Source organism: Nonomuraea sp. NPDC049129, from assembly GCF_040648495.1.
Lineage (GTDB): Bacteria > Actinomycetota > Actinomycetes > Streptosporangiales > Streptosporangiaceae > Nonomuraea.
In genome coordinates this window covers 39,732-54,957 of the sequence record NZ_JBEZDU010000046.1, presented here as the reverse complement: position 1 = coordinate 54,957, position 15,226 = coordinate 39,732, and the positions used below count along the sequence as shown (strand labels likewise).

General features: G+C 68.2%; 14 protein-coding genes and 3 pseudogenes. 6 read left to right on the top strand and 11 right to left on the bottom strand.

Translation table 11 applies throughout. The features are described 5' to 3' along the window. Positions 1–182: 182 nt before the first annotated feature. Positions 183–419, top strand: coding sequence for a hypothetical protein (locus AB0B64_RS58505; protein ID WP_357961408.1), 237 nt, complete (start codon positions 183–185; stop codon positions 417–419). 96 nt (positions 420–515) lie between these two features. Here AB0B64_RS58505 and AB0B64_RS58500 read toward each other — a convergent pair whose 3' ends face one another. Together AB0B64_RS58500 and AB0B64_RS58495 are read right to left on the bottom strand one after the other, a co-directional pair. Continuing rightward, positions 516–1,472: a tyrosine-type recombinase/integrase gene (locus tag AB0B64_RS58500; RefSeq protein ID WP_357961411.1), complete on the bottom strand. Its 957-nt coding sequence runs from the start codon at positions 1,470–1,472 to the stop codon at positions 516–518. A gap of 203 nt (positions 1,473–1,675) precedes the next feature. Next, positions 1,676–2,167: a MarR family transcriptional regulator gene (locus tag AB0B64_RS58495; protein WP_357961413.1), complete on the bottom strand. Its 492-nt coding sequence runs from the start codon at positions 2,165–2,167 to the stop codon at positions 1,676–1,678. Between the two features lie 129 nt (positions 2,168–2,296). Between AB0B64_RS58495 and AB0B64_RS58490 the strand changes: the two genes are divergently transcribed. After that, entirely contained in the window at positions 2,297–2,869 is a 573-nt protein-coding gene (locus AB0B64_RS58490; RefSeq protein WP_357961416.1) for an NADPH-dependent F420 reductase, read from the top strand. Here the strand turns inward: AB0B64_RS58490 and AB0B64_RS58485 are convergent. Then, a complete protein-coding gene (locus AB0B64_RS58485) occupies positions 2,850–3,032 on the bottom strand; it encodes a hypothetical protein (protein WP_358205283.1) in 183 nt (60 codons plus the stop codon). The two genes, AB0B64_RS58490 and AB0B64_RS58485, sit on opposite strands and share 20 nt — an antisense overlap. Here AB0B64_RS58485 and AB0B64_RS58480 point away from each other — a divergent pair. Together AB0B64_RS58480 and AB0B64_RS58475 are read left to right on the top strand one after the other, a co-directional pair. Then, a complete protein-coding gene (locus tag AB0B64_RS58480; protein WP_357961421.1) occupies positions 3,021–3,758 on the top strand; it encodes an SDR family NAD(P)-dependent oxidoreductase in 738 nt (245 codons plus the stop codon). The two genes, AB0B64_RS58485 and AB0B64_RS58480, sit on opposite strands and share 12 nt — an antisense overlap. Before the next feature lie 30 nt (positions 3,759–3,788). Then, a complete protein-coding gene (locus AB0B64_RS58475; RefSeq protein ID WP_357961424.1) occupies positions 3,789–5,045 on the top strand; it encodes an MFS transporter in 1,257 nt (418 codons plus the stop codon). Between the two features lie 62 nt (positions 5,046–5,107). Here AB0B64_RS58475 and AB0B64_RS58470 read toward each other — a convergent pair whose 3' ends face one another. The 4 genes from AB0B64_RS58470 to AB0B64_RS58455 form a co-directional block, all read right to left on the bottom strand. Then, positions 5,108–5,503, bottom strand: coding sequence for a Tn3 family transposase (locus AB0B64_RS58470; RefSeq protein WP_357961427.1), 396 nt, complete (start codon positions 5,501–5,503; stop codon positions 5,108–5,110). Then, complete coding sequence (locus AB0B64_RS58465; RefSeq protein ID WP_358205268.1) at positions 5,500–6,939, bottom strand: MFS transporter; 1,440 nt, start codon at positions 6,937–6,939, stop codon at positions 5,500–5,502. Before AB0B64_RS58465 ends, AB0B64_RS58470 begins: the two co-directional genes overlap by 4 nt. A 116-nt stretch (positions 6,940–7,055) precedes the next feature. Next, positions 7,056–7,736: a TetR/AcrR family transcriptional regulator gene (locus tag AB0B64_RS58460; protein WP_357961435.1), complete on the bottom strand. Its 681-nt coding sequence runs from the start codon at positions 7,734–7,736 to the stop codon at positions 7,056–7,058. A 205-nt stretch (positions 7,737–7,941) separates the two neighbouring features. Further along, on the bottom strand, positions 7,942–9,186 hold the full coding sequence (locus AB0B64_RS58455; RefSeq protein WP_357961438.1) for an MFS transporter: 1,245 nt from the start codon (positions 9,184–9,186) through the stop codon (positions 7,942–7,944). Between the two features lie 81 nt (positions 9,187–9,267). Between AB0B64_RS58455 and AB0B64_RS58450 the strand changes: the two genes are divergently transcribed. Together AB0B64_RS58450 and AB0B64_RS58445 are read left to right on the top strand one after the other, a co-directional pair. Beyond that, positions 9,268–9,813 (top strand): CGNR zinc finger domain-containing protein, encoded by a 546-nt coding sequence (locus AB0B64_RS58450; protein WP_357961441.1) that lies wholly within the window; start codon positions 9,268–9,270, stop codon positions 9,811–9,813. 145 nt (positions 9,814–9,958) lie between these two features. After that, the gene (locus AB0B64_RS58445; RefSeq protein WP_357961444.1) at positions 9,959–10,879 is read left to right on the top strand and encodes a tyrosine-type recombinase/integrase; all 921 of its coding nucleotides are present in this window, start codon (positions 9,959–9,961) and stop codon (positions 10,877–10,879) included. A 53-nt stretch (positions 10,880–10,932) separates the two neighbouring features. Here the strand turns inward: AB0B64_RS58445 and AB0B64_RS58440 are convergent. From AB0B64_RS58440 to AB0B64_RS58425, 4 genes and pseudogenes are all read right to left on the bottom strand, one after another. Next, positions 10,933–11,109, bottom strand: a pseudogene (locus tag AB0B64_RS58440) (integrase core domain-containing protein); the annotation flags it as partial. A gap of 294 nt (positions 11,110–11,403) precedes the next feature. Then, positions 11,404–12,267, bottom strand: a pseudogene (locus tag AB0B64_RS58435) (IS1380 family transposase); the annotation flags it as partial. A gap of 123 nt (positions 12,268–12,390) precedes the next feature. Further along, positions 12,391–14,151: a reverse transcriptase domain-containing protein gene (locus AB0B64_RS58430; protein WP_357961447.1), complete on the bottom strand. Its 1,761-nt coding sequence runs from the start codon at positions 14,149–14,151 to the stop codon at positions 12,391–12,393. Between the two features lie 532 nt (positions 14,152–14,683). Further along, positions 14,684–15,193 (bottom strand): annotated as a pseudogene (locus AB0B64_RS58425) (transposase); the annotation flags it as partial. Between the last annotated feature and the right edge of the window lie 33 nt (positions 15,194–15,226).

Here is a 15,226-nt window from a genome sequence, read left to right as displayed (position 1 = left end):
CCTCGGCACGGGGCGACCAGAAGCACCAGGTCACAGGTCAGAAGGGGTGCGCCCCGCTCAGCCTCAGGACGCGGGAACACAGAGGTTATTTCCTAGTCCTGGGAAATTTCCAACGGATTTGCCTGACCTGCGACGATGTATGCCCAAGTGACTGCAGTCTCGATTCACTTACCGTGTGGGCCATGAGCGACAAGCCGGAGTTTGGGTACGGCGCGAGCGGTCGGCCGCTGTGGACCGCGCGGGATCGGGACGCTGAGGTCATCCGGACGGTGCTGCGCAAGGCGGAACGGCGGGAATTCAGCGAACGCCATGACGGGTTTGTCGAGGGCGGGGACGACGGGGCGCCGTTCCTTGTCGCGTGCGCCGTCGAGGCCGAGGTTCCGCGCCGGAGCTTACGCGGTATCGGGTCGATCTGGTGAAGGCTGGGTATCGAGTCGAGCCTGACCCCGACGATGATCAGGTGCCGCTGGTGCGGGACGGCTCGTGATGCGGTGGTCTACCGGGTGATGTGGGGGTCAGCGGGTACGGCGACGCTGGACGGGGTCGGCTTCGGCGGTGATGCGGGCGGAGGTCTCTTCACCGAGTCGCACGTAGCGGCCGAGGCTGGCCAGATGCTGGTGGCGGCTTTTGGCCTGCAGTTCGGGCGCTGTTCGGCCGGCTTGGGCGAGGTGCTGCAGCGCCCAGTGGCGGAGCTGGTGCAAGGTCCACCCTTGCCGGTGCGGGTCGAGCTTTGCGGAGGCGGTCTTGAACAGGTACTCGGCGCGCGGGTAGGACAGTCGGCCTCGCCCGGTGACGGGGCAGATGTCGGCGGCTGCCGGCGTTCGGCGTCCAGAGGTGGGGGCGCGCCGGTCGGTCAGGAAGACCGGTCCGGTCGTGCGGCCGGTCAGCAGGCGGGGCAGCAGCCGGGCCGTGGGGGTGGCCCAGTGTACGTACTCGATCGCGCCGCTCTTGGAGACGACGCGGGCGCGGCGGAACTCCAGGTCGAGGTCTTCGACGTTGAGGGTGAGGATTTCGTCGGCGCGGCCGGCCGTGTCGTACAGCACCCTCCACAGGACTCTTTCCCGCAAGGCGGGCGCGGGGTCGGTGAAGAGCGTCTCCAACCGGGTGCGCGGGATGGCGCGGTCGCCTCGGTGTGCCGTCCTGCGGCGTTCCAGCCGCCGGGCCGGGTTGGTGGCCAGCAGTTCCTGGCGCTGGGCCCAGGCGGTGAACGAGGTCAGCGCGGATAGGTGCCGGTTCCAGGTCGCGGCGGCCGCGGCGTTCCAGTGGTCCATCACCGCGGCGTAGTGCTCGGGCTGCAGGACGGCGACCGGATGGTGCGGGCCGGTGGCCGCGGTCAGCCGGGTGAGGGTCTCGGCGTAGCCGGCGCGGGTGGTGGCCGCAGCGAGGGAGTCGAGGAAACGCTCGACCGCAGCCGTGACCGTCACGCTGGCGGTCGCAAGGTCGGGCTGGCTGGGGAACGCCACGATGGACACGGAGCCGCCTCCCGAAAGGCGATGTGACACATAATGTAGCCGAGTCGCCTGCGCGGCGGCGGGCGCCGAGCTGGGCGAAGGTGACCCGGCGGCAGCCAGTGTGACAGATAATTCACATTCTGTGTCACGCTGCCGAGCGGTCCTGGGTGGGACGGGTGTTCCTGGGTGGGACTGCGCGAGAGAGCCGCGGGTCGGCGTGCCGATCAGGGGGCCCTTTTGCGGGAGGCGGTCGGCAGTACACGGGGACGCAGCCGGGTGCGCACACCGTCCATGATGTCGGCGAGTTGGGCGATCTCCTCGTCGGTCAGGAGGTCGATCAGGCCGTCGCGGACCGCCTCCACATGTCCGGGCGCGGTCTTCTCGAGGAGTCGCTGGCCGTCTTCGGTGATGACGACCATGGCCCTGCGTTCGTCGTTGGTGTCGGTTTCGCGGCGTAGCAGGCCGGCCTTCTCCAGTTGGGCCACTTGGTAGCTCAGGCCGCTGCGCGAGGTGATCATCAGGTCGGCGAGCTCGGTGATGCACCGGCGTTGGGGGGCGCACTCGTTGGCCCAGTGCAGGATCTCGTACTGGATCATGGTGAGGCCGGCGTCGTCTCGAAGTTGGCGTTCGACATGGCGCTGGATCAGGCCGGAGGTTTCCAGGAAGCCGGTCCAGGCGCGCATCTGCGTCTCGTTCAACCACCGCGGTTCGCTCATGTGAGGAGCCTATCGGAGTTGCGTCGAATTCGACGCATCCGTACGATCGACTCCGTTGCGCCGATGCGTCGAATTCGACGCATTTCGTGTCGTGCATCGACGCGCCTCACATCTCGGAAAGGGCCACTCATGAAGATCAGCATCATCGGCAAGGGCAACGTCGGCTCCGCGTTGGAGCGCCGTCTTGCCACGGCCGGGCACACGGTCACCACGGCGAACTCTTCCACCGCTCCGGACCAGGTCGCGGCGCAGGTCGCCGAGGCCGACGTCACCGTGCTGGCCGTGCCGTTCCCCGCCATCGCCCAGCTCGACGCCAAGATCAAGACCGCCCTGGCGGACAAGGTCGTGATCGATGTCACCAACCCGCTGGCGGCCGACTTCATGTCGCTGACCATCGGGCACACCACCTCGGCGGGTGAGCAGGTCGCCGCCACACTGCCCGGCGCCCGGGTGGTCAAGGCCTTCAATACCGTGTTCGCCGCCACCCTGGACACCCCCGGCCTGTTCTTGCCGGTGGCCTCCGACGATGAGGCCGCCAGGAAGACCGTGCTGGAGTTGGGCACGCAGCTCGGCTTCGACGCCGTGGACGCCGGCCCGCTGGCCAACGCCCGCTACCTGGAGCCGGCCGTGGAACTGCTGATTCAGCTCGCGTACGGGCTGGGGATGGGCGCAGGCATCGGCTTCACTCTGGCACGGGCATGACGATCCCGACGTGGACGGCGGGATTCCGCCCGGCGGTCATCAGCCCGTACGAGCGGATCTCGTCCCATGCCTTCGGCGAGGAGGCCACCCGGCAGACCTTTGATCCGCCGACCATCCGTACAACCGCGGCGTGCACCGGAAAGGGCGGGAGATGACCGATCACGACCTGTCCGGCAGGGTGGCCTTGCTCACCGGGGCATCAGGCGGCATCGGCCAGGCACTAGGCCAGCGCCTCATCGCCTCCGGCGTAAAGACCGCCTTCGTCTACGGTTCACACTCCAACCCGGCCCACGCGTTGGTCGCCCAGGCCCAGAACGCGATGGTCGACGCGGTCGCGCTCGCCGGCGACCTCGCCGACCCGCACGTCCCGGCCAGACTGCTGAATGAGGCCGCCGACGCGCTCGGCGGCCCCGTGGACATCCTGATCCCCAACGCAGGCCATGCGCTCCAGCAGGACTACACCACGCTCGAACTCCAGGCGTGGGACCGTACGCTCGCGGTCAACCTGCGCGCCCCCTTCCTGCTGGCCCAGCACGCCCTGCCGGGCATGGCCGCACGCGGGTACGGGCGCGTGCTGTTCATGTCCTCGGTCGCCGCCTTCACCGGCGGCATCATCGGCGCGGACTACGCCGCCTCCAAGGCCGGACTGCACGGCCTGACCCACTTCCTGGCCGCCCGCGTCGCCTCCCGCGGCGTGACGGTCAACGCCCTGGCGCCCGCTCTGATCGCCGACACCCGCATGCTGCCTGGCAACGCCGATCCCCGCGCACTGCCCGTCGGCCGGTTCGGCCAACCCCAGGAGGTCGCCGACCTAGCGCTGGCCGTCCTGCGCAACGGATATCTCACCAACCAAGTGCTGAGCCTGGACGGCGGCGCCTACCCGCGCTGACCTCTCCCTCTTTGCTGACAGGAGCCCCTCATGCCTGTGGCCCTGCTCGCCCTTGCGATCAGCGCATTCGGCATCGGAACCACCGAATTCATCATCAACGGCCTGCTGCCCGAGCTGGCCGCCGACTTCGACGTCAGCATTCCGGCCGCCGGGCTGCTGGTCTCGGGATACGCAGCCGGCGTGGTCATCGGCGCGCCCCTGCTCACCATGGCGGGAGCGCGCCTGCCCCGCAAGACCATGCTGCTCGCCCTGATGATCCTCTTCCTGGCCGGGAACATCCTCTCAGCGCTGGCACCCTCCTACGGCGTGCTGATGGCCGGGCGGATCGCCGCGGCCTTCTCCCACGGCGCCTTCTTCGGCGTCGGCGCCGTCGTCGCGGCCGACCTGGTGAAACCGGCCAAGCGCGCCAGCGCGCTGTCGGTGATGTTCTCCGGCCTGAGTATGGCGAACGTCCTCGGCGTGCCCGCTGGCACCGCGATCGGGCAGGCGTTCGGCTGGCGCGCCACCTTCTGGGCCGTCGTCGCCGTCGCGGTGGTCGGCCTTGCGGGGGTGGCGGCGCTGGTCCCCTCCCGCCCTCGCCCCCAAGAGCAGAGCCTCCTGCGCGAGCTGAGTGTCTTCCGGCAGGGCGGCGTGTGGCTCGCGCTGACCATGACCGTGTTCGGATTCGCGCCCGTCTTCACGGTGATCACCTTCATCGCGCCGATGATGACCGACGTGGGCGGTTTCTCCCCGGGAACGGTGCCCGTGGTCATGGGGCTGCTCGGAGTCGGCCTGGTCGCGGGTAACCTTCTCGGCGGCCGCCTGGCCGACCGGGCCGTGCTACCCGCGGTCTACATCTCCGTCGGCACCCTCACCGCCCTATCGGCGATCGTCGCCGTGGCGGCGGACAACCAACCGGCCTTCATCGCCGCGATCGTCCTGTTCGGGGTGGCGGCCTTCGCGACAATCCCGCCATTGCAGACGTGGATGCTCGACAGCGCCTCACAAGCGCCCGCCCTGGCCTCGGCGGCCAACATCGGTGCATTCAACCTGGCCAACACCCTCGGCTCCCTGCTCGCCGGACTCACTATCGAGACCGGGCACGGATACGCGGCACCGGCCTGGATCGGCATGGCGCTGGGCCTGGCCGGCCTGGCCGTGACCGGGCTGGTAAGCCTGCGCATCCGCCACCAAGCCCTGCGGGCAGATGCTGACCAGAAACACCAGAAGACGGCACAGCCGTTCGCCTCCTCTGGGCCGGCGAATCCCGCGACATCAGACACCAGCACCACCATCAGTGAGGCATAACCGCACGTCGATGGTGACGGCCCGCCCCTCACGCGTGCCATCACCATTGTTGTCCCTGCGGTTCAGGGCGCCAGTCCCAGCTCCCGCAGCTGGGCGGTCCTCAACGGCCGCCAGCCGCCGCCGTCCAGCTTGGCCAGCTCGGCCTCCACGTCGACGGTGATTACGCCGAAGAAGTTGACGTTCTCGCTGTGTGCTGGGGAGATGTGGGCCAGCAGCTCGTCGGGAATGTCCCGGCCGGCCGCCCGCAGCTGCCGCACGGCCAGCGAGTAGTACTCCGTCGTCCACGCGATGACAGAGTTGGTCAAAACGGTCAAACACCATGCCTGGTCCGTCTGGTCAGCCAAGGCCGGCTTGGTGATGGCGCCCTGCTGGGCGTAGTGCAGGTCCCGGCGCAGCGCGTGCAGGCTCTCGGGGCCTCTCCCCGAAGCGTGGACATTGATGTGTATGGCCTGTGTCATCGCGGCGTGGTGGAGGGGCGAGGAACGAACCAGGCGATTAGGGCTGATGCGGCCAGCAATCCGGCTCCGGTCAGGAATGCCGCCGCGTAGCCGCTGGTGAGCGCTGGAGCCGAATGGGGGTCCGTGGCGGTGCTGGTGACGGAGAGGGCGAGGACGTTCAGGAGTGAGATGCCCACGGCTCCGCCGATCTGTTGGGTGGCGTTGGTCAGCGCGCTGGCGATGCCGCTGTCTTCGGGCAAGACATCCTGCAAGGTGATGCTGACGATCGTGGTGAGTGCGGCGCCCACCCCTGTGCCGACCACGAGTTGGGCGATCAGCAGGACGGCAAAGCCGCTGTGGGGGTCGATGGTGGCCAGGCCGGCCATTCCCAGCGCGCCCACAGCCAGGCCACCGATCAGGATGGTTCTGGGCGTGACACGCGCGGGCAACCTGCCGATGCCCAGGGCACCGATCAGGATGCCAACGGCCATGGGGACGAAGGCCAGGCCGGCCTGCAGCGCGGAGTAGTGCTTGACGCTTTGCAGGTAGTAGGTGAGGAACAGGTAAGCGGCGTACAGAGCGCCACCGGCCATAAAGTTGATCACGTGTCCGTTGCCCCGGACCCGGTGGGCCACCACGCGCAGAGGCATCATCGGCTGTGGCGAGCGGTGCTCGATCCAGACGAACAGCACCAGCAACGCCATACCTGCCAGCCCGAAGCCCAGGGACACAGGATGGGTCCAGCCCCGCGCTTCCGCCTGTGAGACGGCGTAGATCAGCGCACCGATGCCCAGCGTGGCGGTCAGCGCGCCGGGCAGGTCATAGCGAATCGGTCCACTGGATCGACTGTCACGCAACACTCGCACGGCAGCGACCAGCAAGATCGCCACGATGGGGACGTTGATCAGCAAGCACCAGCGCCAGGAGGCGTACTCGGTGAGCACGCCGCCGAAGATCATGCCCGCCACTCCTCCGGTGCCGACGGCCGCGCCGAAGACGCCGAAGGCCTTGGCGCGTTCGCTCGTGTCGGTGAAGGAGGTGGTGAGCATGGCAAGTCCGGCGGGGGCGAAAAACGCTCCGGTCAGGCCCTGCGCGGCTCTGCCGGCCAGCAGCAGCAACGGGTCTTGGGCCAGCCCGGCGAGCGCCGAGGCTAGCGCGAAGCCCACCAGCCCCGCGACGAAGGCCTTCTTGCGGCCATGCAGGTCGGCCACCCGGCCGCCGAGCAGCAGGAAGCCGCCGAAGGTCAGCGAATAGGCGGTGACCACCCATTGCCTGTCGCCGTCGGACATGCCGAGCGCGGCTTGGGCTGAGGGCAGTGCGATGTTGACGATGTTGGCGTCGAGCACGATCAGCAACTGGGCCGTGACGATCACCCAGAGCATCTTCCAGCGTCGGGGGTCGCTGCCGCCCGAAGAGCCGGGCTCGGTGGTGTTCCTATCGATCTGCTTGCGCTTCATTTGCCTCTCCCGTCCGTCATAGGCCGACACTTTACAACAGTCTGTCGAAAAGTCGTCAGCCTGATTGAGGGCGGCACAGGCAGGTGCGGTTCCTACGGGGCGTACACGGACGCTGCTCAGCGGCGGCGCTGAGCAGCGCCGTCCAGGAAGAGATCCAGTTTGCGCTCGAACCAGGCCTCCGGAGGTCCTGAGACCGCCGCGGCGAGCACAGGGCGCAGCCGCTGGTCGTAGTCGTCCAGCCAGGGCTCGATCAGCTCGCGGCGCCGTCGCTGCCGGCCGAGCGATGTCTGCGTTCCTGGCTCACCCTCCGCTGCGCCGATGAACGCCTGCACCACCAGTTCGGCGACCATGTCCATGATCAACGCTGCGTCCTGGCTGCTGAATCCGAACCCCAGCAAGGCGACACCGGTCCGGTTGTAGCGACGCACCAAGGCGGCGGAGGTCAGCCTCAAGGAGATGATCTCTTCGGCCAGTCCGGGGTGGGATGTGTACAGACGCCAGTGCGCCCATGCCGTTTCGGCCAGGAAAGCACGCCAGTCTTGCCCGGGCTCCGGCCACTCGACCGTGTCCACAGCCTGGTCCACTGCGGCCGCGGCCAGCTCATCCCGGCTGCGAAAGTATCCGTACAGCGTCGAGTGCGAGGTGCCAAGCCTCTTGGCCACCGCGGTCATGGTGAACTCCGCCAGACCGATCTCCAACGCCGCGGCCACGATCGCATCGCGGTCCGCGAACGGCGGCCGCCCCATCCGGGAGGAAACCGAGCCGTCCGTAGTCCGCCGCCTGTCGCGCCCGCCCATCGACACCCTCCTGGCATCCATTACTTCGCAACTGATGCTACGGAATGCCGGCACCGTGGTCGGGAGTATCTCCGGCGTCACCAGATCGCTCGATCTTCTCATCCGGTCGTCTCAAGCGGTCACCCGCAGAACGGCCGCAGGGGCGCCACGGCCTTCTCCGCCTGATCGCGTCACATGAGAGCAAGTCTCTAGGTCACGACTTGGTCTAGGCTGCGTCCGGTCGTATCGGTTCGGGCTGCGCCGAAGACAGCCCCGATCCAGGCGGTGTGGGGCGGTAGGCGATGGCGGCCACGAAGGCGCTTGCCAGTGCGATGGCCGAGGCGGCGACGAATGCGGCGATCCCGCTGTCGTCGAGCCCGGTCAGCTGGCCCGCGATGGCGGTGCCCAGGCCATAGCCGGTCCACATGAAGGTGTTCAGCCAAGCGAAGACCTCCGTGCGGTAGCGGGCGGGGGCATGCTCGGCGAGCAGGGTGGGCTGAACCGCGTCGCGCGGCCCCGTCAGCAGCCCGATCACAGCGATCAGGACGGCCAGGGCGAGGAATTCCGGTGCGAAAGCTCCGGCGAGCATGCTGGCGCCATCGGCCAGGGACAAGACGATGAGCAGGCGCTTGCCGGAGATGGGCCAGGTGCGAGATCCATAGCCGAGCGCGCCGACGAGCGCGCCGGCCGACAGCAGCCCCATCAACACTCCCGCCGAGGACGGCGAGCCGAACTTCGTGGCCGCGGCCACCGTGGCGATGCGCAGGCAGCCGAAAGAGAAGGTGCCGAAGGCGGCCAGGATCAGCAGGACCAGGGTAGGGCGGTGGCTGAGGGGCCCGGCCAGCCGACTCAGCCGGGTACCGGCCTTCGCGGCCGGTGTCACCGACGCCGCCTGGCGTACCCCGCGTGACACGAGCATGAGGCTGGTCCCGATCAGCAGGCAGGCGCCGGCGGCGGCCACCACACGATCCGTCGGCATCGCCAGCATCAACACCGGCACCAGCAGGGGACCGAGAATGAACATCACCTCGTTGACCGCATTGTCGGCCGCGTAGGCGGCCGGCAGCGAGTCGGGCGGGACGATCCGCGGCCAGCTGCCTCTGATCACGGCGCCGACGGGTGGTGTGGTGGCGCCCAGCAGCACCGCCGCGCCTACCATGGCGGCGGATCCGGCCTGGTAGGCGGACAAGAGCAGGCCATAGGCCACGGCGTGAGCGGCGAGGTAGGCCGCCAGCACCGGGCGCGCGCCATGACGGTCGGCCAGCCGGCCGCCCAGCGGCGCGCACAGGGCCAAGGCCAGGGCGTGCCCAATAAGGACGAAGCCGGCCGCAGCATAGGAGTCGAGCTGGTCGACGGCCGCCAGCAGTAACGCGAGGCTGAGCACCGGAGTGCTCAACTTGACGATCATCCCCACGGCGAGCAGGAAGGGGACGCCTGGCTGGATCAGCAGGCGGCGATAGGACGTGACCACAAGCACTCCGTTACCATCAATTTCAGTTACGCCTATAACATCGGAAAGGTTGTTACTGGTCAAGTGGAAATAGCCTGTAACGTGACGCGGCAAGCGCCGCTGATAGCCGAGCTGGTCAATGCGGCGACCACGCACCGGCCAGGTGGCGCCAGGACGCGGTGCCTGGAGGGAGAGGAGTTGGTGACGGTCGTCGCCGCCGCAACAGGCGAACGCGCCGGGATGGCGCTGCGGGCCGACCCGGACGCCGGTCTACGCCTGGCCGAGCTGGCCCGCGAACTGCGCGAGGTGCTGCTGGCGGAGCAGGCAGCGGACCAGGCCGCGCGCATCAACGCCCTGATCCGCAGGTACGGCGCGCAACCGTACCTGGTCGAGGACGTCGGCCAGCCGTTCCATCTGCACTTCCATGGATCGGGCGGCACCTACGTGGAAGCGATGGGCGGCGAGTTCGCCACCGCTCTCGCGCTGATCGTGGACGGCTACGGCCCCGACCGGTTCGGGCAATGCGAGGCCCACCAGTGCGATGCCGTCTATATCGACCTCACCCGCAACGGGTCACGCCGCTACTGCAGCACCGCCTGCACCGCCCGGGCCAAGACCGCCGCCTACCGCAGCCGCCGACATGCCTGAGCCATGAACTCGCCCGGATTGTCGAGCTTCCGGAATGTAGCAATTCCGGAAGGAGACTCCAAGGGTGACTTCCGGAAACACAACTAAAGAGATCTCGCAGAGCCCCGGATCAACTTCCGGAAACACAAACCGAAGACGAGCGGTCGTGCTTCCCGGCCTGTATGCGGCGATCCTCGCCGAGTACGCCACCGCGCTGGAGCGCTCACCGCTGGCCGACTCCAGCAAGACCAAGTACCACTCCCGGCTGCGCGGCTACCTGGCCTGGCTCGCCGACCAGGCCGACGCCGACGCACTGGACGGCGACCCGCTCACCGACCCCATCGCCGCCACCGGCGCCGTGCGCGACTTCCGCCGCTACCTGAAGAACGGCCGCCGCGCCCCCAACACCATCGACACCTACCTGTCGGCCATCGACGACTTCTACGCCCGCCGCGGCCTCGGCAAACCCCGAGCACGGCGCGAACGCGACTCCCGCCGCACCGCACCCCACGCCCTGGACGCCCGCCGCGCCCGCCGCTACGTGCGCCACGTTCAGCTCACCGCCGGCCCGCGCGACAAGGCCCTCGCGCTGCTGCCCTACTTCGCGGGCTTGCGCATCTCCGAAGTGGTCGGCCTCGACCTGGCCGACGTCCGTCTCTCAGCCCGCAAAGGCGAGCTGCGTATCCGAGGCAAGGGCCGCGACGGCGGCAAGATCCGCCACATGCCTGTCCACCCCGACCTGCGCCAGGTCCTCACCGACTGGCTTCAGACCCGCGCCGGCTGGAAGGGCGCCAGCAGCACCGCGGTGTTCCTCAACCACCGCGGCGGCCGCCTGAGCGACCGCGCCGCCCGCGACATCATTACCGGCCTCGGCGAGGCCTGCGGCATCAACGACGACCCCACCGACCCCTTCGGCCCGCACGTCCTGCGCCACACCTTCGCCACCCAACTCATCCGCGACGGCAAAGACCCCATCCTGGTCGCCGAACTCCTCGGCCACGGCTCTCTGGACACCACTCGCCGATACGCCCTGCCCACCGAGGCCGACAAGACCGCTGCCCTGGACGCTCTCATCACCGATCACTGAGCAGGGCTCGGGCTTCACCTTCGTCACGCAGAGTTACTTTGCCCCTGGTGACGTCAACCCGAGCGCTGGGCCGTGATGGGCGGCAGTCCGTCGTTGGCGCTGTGCCGCCGGCTGGTGTTATAGAAGTCGGCGATCCAGGTGGCGATCTTCAGGCGGGCCTCGGCCCGGGTGCGGAACCGGTGGCGGTGCACGTACTCGACCTTGAGGGTGCTGTTGAACGCCTCGGCCGCTGCGTTGTCGAGCGCTTATCCGGCTAATCAGGTCGGTGTTCGGCGTTGGCCGGTTAACGCTTTCAGCTCACGCGATTGGTGAGTCGGCGTATTTGCTCTTCGTGCTGACGGACACGAGCGGCGACGGCCTCTAGCCTCGATCTTTCGTGATCAAGGATTGGTCGGCTGAGCGGTCCGGCTGAGGGTTGATTACGGGTAGTGGTCAGCGCGCCGGCCCAGCTGTCGCGCCGGGTGGGCGGGGTTCCACGGGCCCGCGGGTGTCCTTTCCTGGTCGTAGGGTCGGTTGATTGCTGGTCAGGTGGGCGCGGGCAGGGCTTGCAGGCGGGTCAGGGCGGTGAGGATGTCGCGGGCCCAGGGCCAGCGGGCGGCCAGGCGCAGGCGCACGCGTCGGCTGCCGCGCACGAGTCGTCCGGCCACGGCGAACAAGCGCAGGCGCAGGCGTTTGGGCTCGTAGCTGCGGGCGGCGGTGCCGGGCAGCGCGAGCATCTGCATCCAGGCCAGCAGTTCGCAGGCCAGGGCGACGAGTTCGCACCAGATCTGGTTGCGGGCGAAGTGGTGCAGTGGCAGGTTGGCCAGGCCGGTGTCCTTGGCGCAGCGGATGCGGTCTTCGGCGCGGGCCCGGCGGCGGTGGCGCAGTTCCAGGTCGGCGAGCTGACCGCGTTTGGCGTCGGTGACGAAGCAGGTGACGCGGCATCCGTCGATGTCGGTGAAGCGCAGCTGGGCGCCGGGATGCGGACGCTCCTTGCGGGCGATGACCCGCATGCCCTTCGGCCAGCCCGTCAGGTCCAGCAGGCCGGTCAGCTCGGCCACCCAGGCGCCGGGCCGGACCTGACGGTCGGCGTCGTAGGCGGGCGTCCACGCGCTCTTGGGCAGGCGCAGGATGGCCTGTTGCACCTCCTCGGTGAGGGTGAACCCGATCGAGTACGACAGTCGCCGACCCGGCTTGGTCAGCCAGGACAGGAACTCATGGGTTCCGCCGCCGGAGTCGGTGCGGATCAGCACCTGGCGTCGGCGGTGCTTGGGCAGCTGGGCCAGGGCCAGCCGGGTGGCTTCGATGTGGTCGGCGGCGGTATTGGAACCGGCGTTGCCCGGTCGCAGCAGAATGGCCAGCGGTTCACCGGAGCCGCCTGCGCCGTGGTCGGCGAAGACCGTCATCGGAGCACCGGTAGGCCACCGGCGAGGTGCCCGCGCGGAGCGCGGGTCCTTTTCCGGTGACCTCCGGCCCGAACCGCCCGTGCGGCTTTGACCGCAGACGGCTCTCCAGTGATCTTCGTGGTTCCGTCAGCCGCTGGCGTGGATGGCGGTGTGACAGTCACGGCAGACCACGAGGGTCTTTCGCCGTTTCTTGACCATCACCGTCACCCAGGCCGGGTGCGGCTGCCTGCGGTCGGTCAGGTCCGCGAGGCTGCGAACGTGGTGGACGACAATGTCGTCCGTTTCGCCGCAGATCTCGCAGCGTCCGGCCAGGAGCCTGGAAATCAGTTCCTTGCGCCGGACAACGGTCCTGGTCATGGACTTGTCGATGACCAGTGCGGTTCTCTGCCGCCGCAGCGGAATCCCGCCGAACCGCGCGACCAGCGGCTTCCTGCCGGGACGCTCCGTGATGACCTGCAAGCACGTGCGGGGTCCGACCGGGGTGTCGACTTTGGCCTTGTATCTCCGGGCCATGGTCGCGACGGTCGAGCGGTGCTTGCCGGCGAGCGTTTTGAGCAGCGAGGTTTCCATCACCCAGCGGAGCCGGGCGAGGCGGAATACGTCGCTGGCGAGCAGGTAGTACTGGACGATGCCTCGGTACTCGGCTCCGTAGGTCCTGATGATGTCCCGGTCCGGGGCGGCGAACAGGTTGGAGCGGTGCACGGGTTTGCCGCGGTCGAGGTAGCGAGTGCAGTAGGCGTTGATCACCGGGATCGGCACCCGCAGCCGGATCACGCCGTTGACGGACCTCCGCCGGTTCGTGATCTTCGTGGTGCTGTGCTGAACGGTGATCTCGTAGCCGAGGAACCGTGCCGCTTGGGTGCGGGCATGGGTGATCAGGGTCTTGTCCGGCGACAATTCGAGCTTGAGGTCTTCATGCAGGAACTGGGCCAGGCGTGCCTTGATCTGCTCGGCTTCGGCCTTGGGTCCGGCGAACCCGAACAGGATGTCGTCGGCATAACGGATGTAGCGGAGCCTGCGATAACTCGGATCTCGGGGATCTGAGCTGGGCAAGGACCGCAGCCGTTTGCGTAGGGCGCGGAACTCGGCGAGGTCGCCGCGTTCGCGGGCTCTGCGCATCGCGTAGTACGTCCTGTGATACTCCCGGTTCGGTTTCCGGGAGCCTCCTCGGGTGTATTCCGGGATGAGGACGGTCTCGACGAAGACGTCCAACCGGTCCAGATAGATGTTGGACAAGATCGGGGACGCGACCCCGCCCTGCGGACAACCGCTGAGCGTCGCGTTGAAGATCCAGTCTTCCAGGTATCCGGCTTGCAGCATGTGTCTGATCAGCCGAAGAAACCGGCCGTCGTGGATGTTCGCCGCCAGCCTCGTCATCATGACGTCGTGGTCGAGGCTGCCGAAGCAGTCGGCGATATCCCCTTCGATGAACCAGGTTGTGCCCTGCCACGTGTCCGCGACCTTGCGGAGCGCGGTGTGACAGCCGCGACCTGGCCGAAACCCGTGAGAGGCGTCGCGGAAGGTCGGCTCGTAGTAGGCCTCCAGCAGCAGGCGCACCACTTCGGCCACCAGCTTGTCTGTCCAGGAAGGAAGGCCGAGCGGGCGGCGTGTGCCGTTCTTCTTCGGGATGTGGATCCTTCGTGCGGGACTCCACCGGAAGCGCTCGTGGCGCAGCGCGTCGATGACGCGTCCGATCTTGCCCAGCGACATGCCGTCCACGGTTTCCCGGCTCGTCCCGGGCGTCATCGCTCCGTGATTGGAGTAGAGCCGCCCGTAGGCCAGCAAATACAACTGCGGGTTGAACAGTTGCCGATACAACTCCTCACACGACAGGCCGTGCCTGCCGCGTTCACGCAGGACACCCAGCACCGTTTCGGCGCTCTGCATTTCGCATACCTCCCAGACCGGGATGTCCGATCACCTGTGCCCCTTGGCCCTGTGGACGGCTTTCCCGTCCTCCCCGGCAGGCCGTGACCCCTGCGACTACTACGGGCACTCCGTCGCCGTAGGACTCGCATCCCGTAGGCGATCCCATGTTCGTCTCCGACGTACGTAACAGCGTGAGGTAGGCGCCCCACTCATCTCCTTCAACACCCTGACTGGGCGTCGCTCCGCCGACTGAAAGGTGCGGCGGCCCTTCCATCAAGCCACCGCAGTCGACGGCACCGGCCTCAGACGCCTTGCCGGTGGAGTCTCCGTTGCCTCCGCTGGAGATTGGGGTTCAGGCAATCCAGCTTTCGCCATGTCACGCGGGCCTCCTGGCGCGCCATCCGCAGCGTCTCGGCATGGCCGCCAGTTTCCTGACATGCTCTGGTCCCGTCACCGTTTCCGGATCGGGTAAGTCATTAGGCCCAGGAACCTCCTTTCAAGTCCCTCCCAGCTATGCCGGGGATACGCCAGAGCGCCTCATGGCGCACTGGAAGCCGAAGGTGTGTTTCCAGGTCGGTGCGGCGTGTTGTTTGTCGGAGTGGGCGATGACGATGGTGGCGTCGATGTCGATGGGGATCAGCTCGCCGTCGCTACCCGGCGCTGCGGTTCCTGCCAGGTCCCAGGCGCGTTGGCGAGCAGCGGCGCGAGCGGCGCGCAGGGCCTTGAGCGCCTTGACCTCGTCGCGGGCGAGCCGGTCGATCAGGCGGGAGACGGTCGGGTCGGAGGCGACCGGGCCGAACAGGTCGGGCTGGGCGCGCAACAGGGCGATGTCGGCCAGGCAGTCACCGCCGAGGGCAAGACTGACCGCCAAGTCGGCCACGATCTTGCCGGGGTCGTGCACCGCCCGTTCCGGCCGCCAGCGCTCCAGCTGGGCCGACAACGCCCGGTCCAGGCCTGTGAGGTGCAGGGTCTTGAGCAGCAGCAGGCTCCCGGCATGGGATAGCAGCCCGGTGCCGTCGGCGGAGGCGGTGATGGTGCGGTGGGAGGCGATAGTCTTCACGTGGAAAGTGCTTCTCGATCTGGCGGGGACAGG